Here is a 6,164-nt window from a genome sequence, read left to right as displayed (position 1 = left end):
AGCCATGCCCGAAAACAACACGACCAAACAACCCCGCAGAGAGAATCCGCCCCCGATTTCTCCACCCTCGAGGTTGACAACCTATATAGGAACACCCCCTAGGCTCGGTGCGCGGTTGACCTCCTTGCCTTAGGCGCCGCACTTTCGGATCGAAAAATCCCCTACCCGTAGGGCAGGGGAAGCGGCGCAAGAACTTAAATCTTGCGGGAAGTGGGGCTAACAACATCCATAAAGATGGCAAAGCCCGCAACCATCAGCGCGCCGCCCACGCCCATGAGCACGATGGGGCCGAGGAAAGCGAAGGACGGACCAACAACGGTCCACCACCAGATGCTCAGGCCGAGGATTACAGCGCCGAGGACGAAAGAAATAATTGCGCGAGCCATGAACTTTCTCCGTTGCAGATTACTGATTTTTTTGACCTACCCATAGTAGCACTACTGCTTGTGCTTGGGCGCCTTGCGCTTGCCGACGTCCCCCTTATTAAAGCTCCACTGCTGCTCCACGTTTACTCCCCTTGCCCCTGGCGAGTGCCGACCACTCGGCCGCGTAATCGATTGTTGCTTCGGCCGGCGCGCAATGCGGTTGCTCGAAATATCGTCGTAGTCCGCCCCCTCTGCCGCAGTAGAAAAAGCTCGTGTCTTGTTCTTAAACGGGCGACTTAAAGGCCTAGTCAGCGGGCGCGTGATGGGGCTGGCATAGCGCGTGGCCGCGCCTGCCTTGCGCTTGGCTTTGCGGGCGCCATCGCGCACGATGCGCGCGGACAAACGCAGGCGCGGGTCCATCTGCTGTTCGGCATCACGATATTCGAAGACGGGCAGGCCTTTCTTGAAGTAGATCGCGGCCAAGCGGGCGATGAAACACACTGAGGCGGTGATAATCGCAGCCGGTTCTTCGGCTAGACCACCGTGGTACAGCGCCATAAATAGTGCCGCAGCCAATAGCGAGATGGCGGCATAATACTCGCCGGAAAAGACCAGCGGAATGCGATCTGAAAGCAGGTCACGCAGCACGCCACCAAAGACGCCGGAAATCACCGCAGACACCGAGGCAATAATGAACCCATGTCCCAGGTGGACCGCGATTTGGGTGCCCAGCACCGAAAAGACCGCAAGCCCTAGGGCATCCAAGATGAGGAAGAGGTGGCGGAAATAGTGCATGAGGAAGGACATGCCCACCGTCACCACGGCCGCCACGATGACGATCACCAAATAGATGGGGTGCTCAACCCAGGTAAATGGAGGGTCATCGAGGATCATATCGCGCACCGTGCCGCCGCCCAGCGCCGTCATGGAGGCGATCATGGTGACGCCAAAAAGATCGAGCTTTTGGCGGCCGGCGGACAAGGCGGCGGTCATGGACTCGGCCGTAATACCAACTACATACAGGACGCTAAATAGTGGCGTCATCAGCGGTACTCCACCAGCAGTGGGGAATGGTCAGACCAGCGCTGCTCTACGGTGGGGGCCTTTTCCACCCAGGTGCGCTGCGCGCGCTCCAGCATCGGGCGGGTAGCCGCCTGGTAATCGATGCGCCACCCGGCGTTGTTATTAAACGCCTGGCCGCGGTAGGTCCACCAGGTATACGGACCGTCTTCATCCGGATGGAGGCGACGGGCGACGTCAAACCACTGCGGCTTTGTGGTTGGGGACCACGGCTCGCCGCCGGCGTACTCCACCACGCCCTGCCACTGCCCCAGGTTCTTCTTTTCCTGCGGCTTGTCATCCGGGAACGCACCAAAGACGTGGTCCATAAAGGCGCGTTCTTCTGGCAGGTGGCCGGCCTTCTTTTCATTGGCCTTATTATTTTTCAGGTCCTGGGCGCGGTGGCAGATATTCCAATCGCCGCCGATCACCATGTCGACCGGGCTGCCATCGGAGTTCGTCCGCGCCGCATTATCCGCCAGAATGTCCTGGAACTGGTCCAAGAAGCGGTATTTTTCATCCAACTTCGGCGAACCGGTATCGCCAGAGGGCAGGTACAGAGAGGCGAAGCGAATATCTCGGGTGGTAGCCGCAATCCAGCGGCCGGCGTCGGTAAAGGAGCCGAAGCCCACTTCGACGTCGGCAAGCGGGGTGCGAGACAAGATGCCCACGCCGGCGCGGCCCTTTGCGGCGGCGTCGGCAAGAGCCAAATACCAGCCCGACTCCAGGGCCGGGGCCAAGGCCTTTTCGGCCTGCTCCGGGGTAGCACGCACCTCCTGCATGAGCACGATTTCGGCCGAAGTCTCCTCTAGCCAGGCGTTCATACCGGGGTTGTTTTCATTGCGCTGCTTACACGCAGCGCGGATTCCGTTGACGTTAACGCTCGCGATGGTAAGGGTCATGCCAACAGCATATCGGTCCGATTATGAATGGCGAGCAAGGCGCTTTTTATCCCACATCGTCGCAGCCCACACCAGACAACCCGCAGCCGCCAAGGCCGCACCGGCCAGCGCCGGGGCAGAGTAGCCCAAACCGGCACCCACCACGGCGCCGCCAATGGTCGCACCGGCCGCGTTAGCGATGTTCAGCGCGGACTGGTTGAGAGCGGCGGCCAAAGTCTGGGCGTCGCCAGCCACATGCACCAAACGCAGCTGCAGCGAAGGAACCAAGGTGGAGCCCATAAACGCTACGCAGCCAAAGCACAAGGTAGCGAGGATGGCATGGCCGGAGAGGAAGTAGAAGGCCGTCAGGATAACGATGAGGCAGGCCAAGGCAAAGATGATGCCAAACTCCAGATTGCGGTCCGCCAACCAGCCGCCGAAGGCATTGCCGATGGTCATGCCGATTCCATAGGCCATGAGCACCACCCAGATGAGGTTCTGGTCCATGCCAGCGACCTCGGTCATGGTCCAAGAAATATAGGTATAGACGGAGAACATGCCGCCAAAGCCGACCACGCCCATGATGACGGTAAACCACACCTGGCTGTTTTTGAACGCCCCAAATTCGGTGCGGATATCGGTCTGCTTCATCTCCGTCATGTGCGGCATCAGGAAGAACAACGCAATGGCGGTGACAATACCCAAAGCCACGACCACTAGGTAGGCCGCCTGCCAACCCAGCGCGGAACCGAGGGCTTGGGCGGCCGGCACACCAATCACCGTGGCGATGGCTAGGCCCATGCCCACATAAGCCATGGCCTTGCCGCGGCCGCCTGGGGGCGCCATGGATGCGGCAGAAAGGTTAGCCACGGAGAAATAAGCACCGTGCGGCATGCCCGCGATGAAGCGCGCAATCATGAGGATGGCGTAATTCGGTGCCAAGACCGAGAGGAGATTACCCACCACGAGGAAGCCGATGAGCAGCAAGATCAGGCGGCGGCGCGGCAGCTTGCCGGTAAAAGCCGCAATCAGCGGGGCACCGACCACCACGCCCATCGCATAAATGGTGATGAGCGTGGAGGCGTTTTCTTCCGAAATGCCAAAATCATCCGCGATGAGCGGCAGCAGTCCCATAGACACAAACTCCGTGGTGCCGATGGCAAACGCGCCCAGGGCCATAGCCACCATGACGATGGCGCGGCGGCGGGCGGTAATCTCCGTTTGCAACGGCAGCGGACGGCGGCGAATGCGGTGTTCGTGTGCACTGCGCGGGCTTAGCTCATCGATGATTTTCATGGAGAGTGAGGGTACACCCCGGGTGTGCTGGCAGCATGACTACAGCGGGTGGTCGTGAATATCTCCACCCCTCCCGCGCATGGGTGACAGCGGCCACGCAACCCTTTTCAAGGGGCGACAAATGGGGGATCACTTTCAGCAAACTGGCCCACATGCCGCCCACAAAATCGGTAATCTGGGCACTTGAACAATTTTCCAACGTTATATAGGAGAATCATGGCAAAGATTACGTGGACCCGTACCGATGAGGCGCCGCTGCTGGCGACCTACTCCCTCAAGCCCATCGTGGAGGCCTTCGCTTCCACTGCGGGCATCGACGTGGAAACCCGCGATATCTCGCTGGCCGCCCGCATCGCCGTGCAGTTCCCTGAGCGCCTGACCGAGGAGCAGAAGGTCGAAGACGCCTTGGCAGAACTGGGCAAGATGGCCAAGACCCCGGAAGCAAATATCATCAAGCTGCCGAATATTTCCGCTTCCCTGGTGCAGCTGAAGAAGGCCATCGCCGAGCTGCAGGCTGCCGGCTACGACCTGCCTGATTACCCGGATAATCCTTCCACCGAGGAAGAAAAGGACATCGCTGCCCGCTACGATTCCGTCAAGGGCTCCGCTGTTAACCCGGTGCTGCGTGAGGGCAACTCCGACCGCCGCGCACCGGAGGCCGTGAAGAACTTTGTGAAGAAGCACCCACACCGCATGGGCGAGTGGTCCAAGGACTCCAAGACCAACGTTGCCACCATGGCGGACAACGACTTCCGCCACAATGAAAAGTCCGTCATCCTGGACAACGAGGACACCCTGTCCATCGTTCTCAAGACCGCCGATGGCGAACAAGCCCTGCTGCCGGAGCTACCGGTTCTCAAGGGTGAGGTCATCGACGGCACCTTTATGTCCGCCAAGGCCCTGGATGAGTTCCTCATCGCACAGGTCAAGCGCGCCAAGGAAGAAGGCGTGCTCTTCTCCACCCACCTGAAGGCCACCATGATGAAGGTCTCTGACCCCATCCTCTTCGGCCACGTTGTCCGCGCCTTCTTCTCCGATGTTTATGACAAGTACGGCGAGGAGCTGCTGGCTGCCGGCCTCAACGGCGAGAACGGTCTAGGCGCTATCTACGAGGGCCTAAAGGACCTGGACAACGGTGAAGAAATCAAGGCGGCCTTCGATGCTGCGCTTTCCGACGGCCCCGACCTCGCCATGGTCAACTCCCACAAGGGCATCACCAACCTGCACGTGCCTTCCGACGTCATTATTGACGCCTCCATGCCCGCCATGATCCGCACCTCCGGCCACATGTGGAATAAGAACGACGAGGAGCAGGACACCCTCGCCGTCATCCCGGATTCCTCCTACGCCGGCGTCTACCAGGCCGTTATCGAGGACTGCAAGGAAAACGGCGCCTTCGGCCCAACCACCATGGGCACCGTGCCGAACGTTGGCCTCATGGCGCAGAAGGCCGAGGAGTACGGCTCCCACAACAAGACCTTCAAGATCCCGGCCACGGGCACCGTTGAGGTCCGCAACTCCCAGGGCGAGGTCCTCATCTCCCACGACGTGGAGGAAGGCGATATCTGGCGCGCCTGCCAGACCAAGGACGCTCCGATCCAGGACTGGGTCAAGCTCGCCGTCAACCGCGCTCGCCTGTCCGGTATGAAGACCATCTTCTGGCTCGACCCGGAGCGCGGCCACGACCGCAACATCAAGTCCCTGGTGGAGAAGTACCTTAAGGACCACGACACCGAGGGCCTGGATATCTCCATCGAGGATCCGGTAACCGCTACCAAGACCTCCATCGAGCGCATCCGCCGCGGCGAGGACACCATCTCTGTTACCGGCAACGTGCTGCGTGACTACAACACGGACCTCTTCCCCATCCTCGAGCTGGGCACCTCCGCCAAGATGCTGTCTGTGGTTCCACTCATGGCAGGCGGCGGCCTCTTCGAGACCGGTGCGGGCGGCTCCGCCCCGAAGCACGTGCAGCAGGTAGAAGAAGAAAACCACCTGCGCTGGGATTCCCTCGGCGAGTTCTTGGCCCTGGCTGAGTCCTTCCGCCACGAGAAGCAGACCAACGGCAACGAGAAGGCCGGCGTCCTGGCCGCCACCCTGGACAAGGCCACCGAGCGCCTGCTCAATGAGGGCAAGTCCCCGTCCCGCAAGGCTGGCGAAATCGACAACCGCGGTTCCCACTTCTTCCTGGCCACCTTCTGGGCAGAGGAGCTGGCTAACCAGAGCGATGATGCCGACCTCGCCGCTGCGTTCAAGGACGTGGCTTCCCAGCTGTCCTCCCAGGCAGACGAGATTGCTCAGGCGCTTGTCGACGCCCAGGGCAACCCCGCCGACCTCGGCGGCTACTACTGGCCGAATGACGAGAAGACCTCTGCCGTCATGCGCCCAGTTGCGAAATTCAACGAGATCATCGACGGCCTGAAGAAGTAAGTCTTCCCAGGCGAAAGCCGCCCCGCAGCGAAGCAATGAACTGGCCCCCGAAAGTTGGACTGGTTTAATTCTAGGCGGTTAGGGCTTCAAGGGTCTGATTTCGATATTGCATCGGGGTTAGACCCTTGAGTCG

Annotated in this window: 6 protein-coding genes; 1 reads left to right on the top strand and 5 read right to left on the bottom strand. The window is 60.5% G+C overall.

Annotated elements, in window-relative coordinates; all coding sequences use genetic code 11:
• Window positions 1-194: 194 nt before the first annotated feature.
• Genes BKN05_RS11430 through BKN05_RS11415 form a run of 4 tightly spaced genes read right to left on the bottom strand, consistent with a single transcriptional unit; the run spans window position 195 to window position 3,601 of the window.
• On the bottom strand, window positions 195-386 hold the full coding sequence (locus BKN05_RS11430) for a hypothetical protein (protein WP_049378073.1): 192 nt from the start codon (window positions 384-386) through the stop codon (window positions 195-197).
• A gap of 51 nt (window positions 387-437) precedes the next feature.
• Window positions 438-1,409, bottom strand: a complete 972-nt coding sequence (locus BKN05_RS11425) for a trimeric intracellular cation channel family protein (RefSeq protein WP_049378072.1) — start codon at window positions 1,407-1,409, stop codon at window positions 438-440.
• Window positions 1,409-2,326 (bottom strand): exodeoxyribonuclease III, encoded by a 918-nt coding sequence (locus BKN05_RS11420; protein ID WP_286688691.1) that lies wholly within the window; start codon window positions 2,324-2,326, stop codon window positions 1,409-1,411. The genes BKN05_RS11425 and BKN05_RS11420 overlap by 1 nt, the downstream gene beginning before the upstream one ends.
• Window positions 2,327-2,347: 21 nt before the next feature.
• Window positions 2,348-3,601: an MFS transporter gene (locus BKN05_RS11415; RefSeq protein ID WP_049378070.1), complete on the bottom strand. Its 1,254-nt coding sequence runs from the start codon at window positions 3,599-3,601 to the stop codon at window positions 2,348-2,350.
• Between the two features lie 216 nt (window positions 3,602-3,817).
• Here BKN05_RS11415 and BKN05_RS11410 point away from each other — a divergent pair, with 216 nt between their 5' ends.
• Window positions 3,818-6,031 carry an NADP-dependent isocitrate dehydrogenase gene (locus tag BKN05_RS11410; protein WP_286688690.1) on the top strand — a complete coding sequence of 738 codons (2,214 nt, stop codon included), beginning with the start codon at window positions 3,818-3,820 and terminating at the stop codon, window positions 6,029-6,031.
• A gap of 70 nt (window positions 6,032-6,101) precedes the next feature.
• Here the strand turns inward: BKN05_RS11410 and BKN05_RS12645 are convergent.
• Window positions 6,102-6,164 (bottom strand): IS3 family transposase (locus BKN05_RS12645; RefSeq protein WP_353734806.1); only part of this gene is annotated, 63 nt, incomplete at its 5' end.

Source organism: Corynebacterium sp. S5S1, from assembly GCF_001913985.1.
GTDB classification, from domain to species: Bacteria; Actinomycetota; Actinomycetes; order Mycobacteriales; family Mycobacteriaceae; genus Corynebacterium; species Corynebacterium marquesiae.
This window is presented reverse-complemented; position numbering and strand designations above follow the sequence as displayed.

Coding starts and splice junctions, on each gene's coding strand:
- BKN05_RS11410 (WP_286688690.1), top strand. CDS start 3,818: ATGGCAAAGATTACGTGGACCCGTACCGATGAGGCGCCGCTGCTGGCG.
- BKN05_RS11425 (WP_049378072.1), bottom strand. CDS start 1,409: ATGACGCCACTATTTAGCGTCCTGTATGTAGTTGGTATTACGGCCGAG.
- BKN05_RS11420 (WP_286688691.1), bottom strand. CDS start 2,326: ATGACCCTTACCATCGCGAGCGTTAACGTCAACGGAATCCGCGCTGCG.
- BKN05_RS11430 (WP_049378073.1), bottom strand. CDS start 386: ATGGCTCGCGCAATTATTTCTTTCGTCCTCGGCGCTGTAATCCTCGGC.
- BKN05_RS11415 (WP_049378070.1), bottom strand. CDS start 3,601: ATGAAAATCATCGATGAGCTAAGCCCGCGCAGTGCACACGAACACCGC.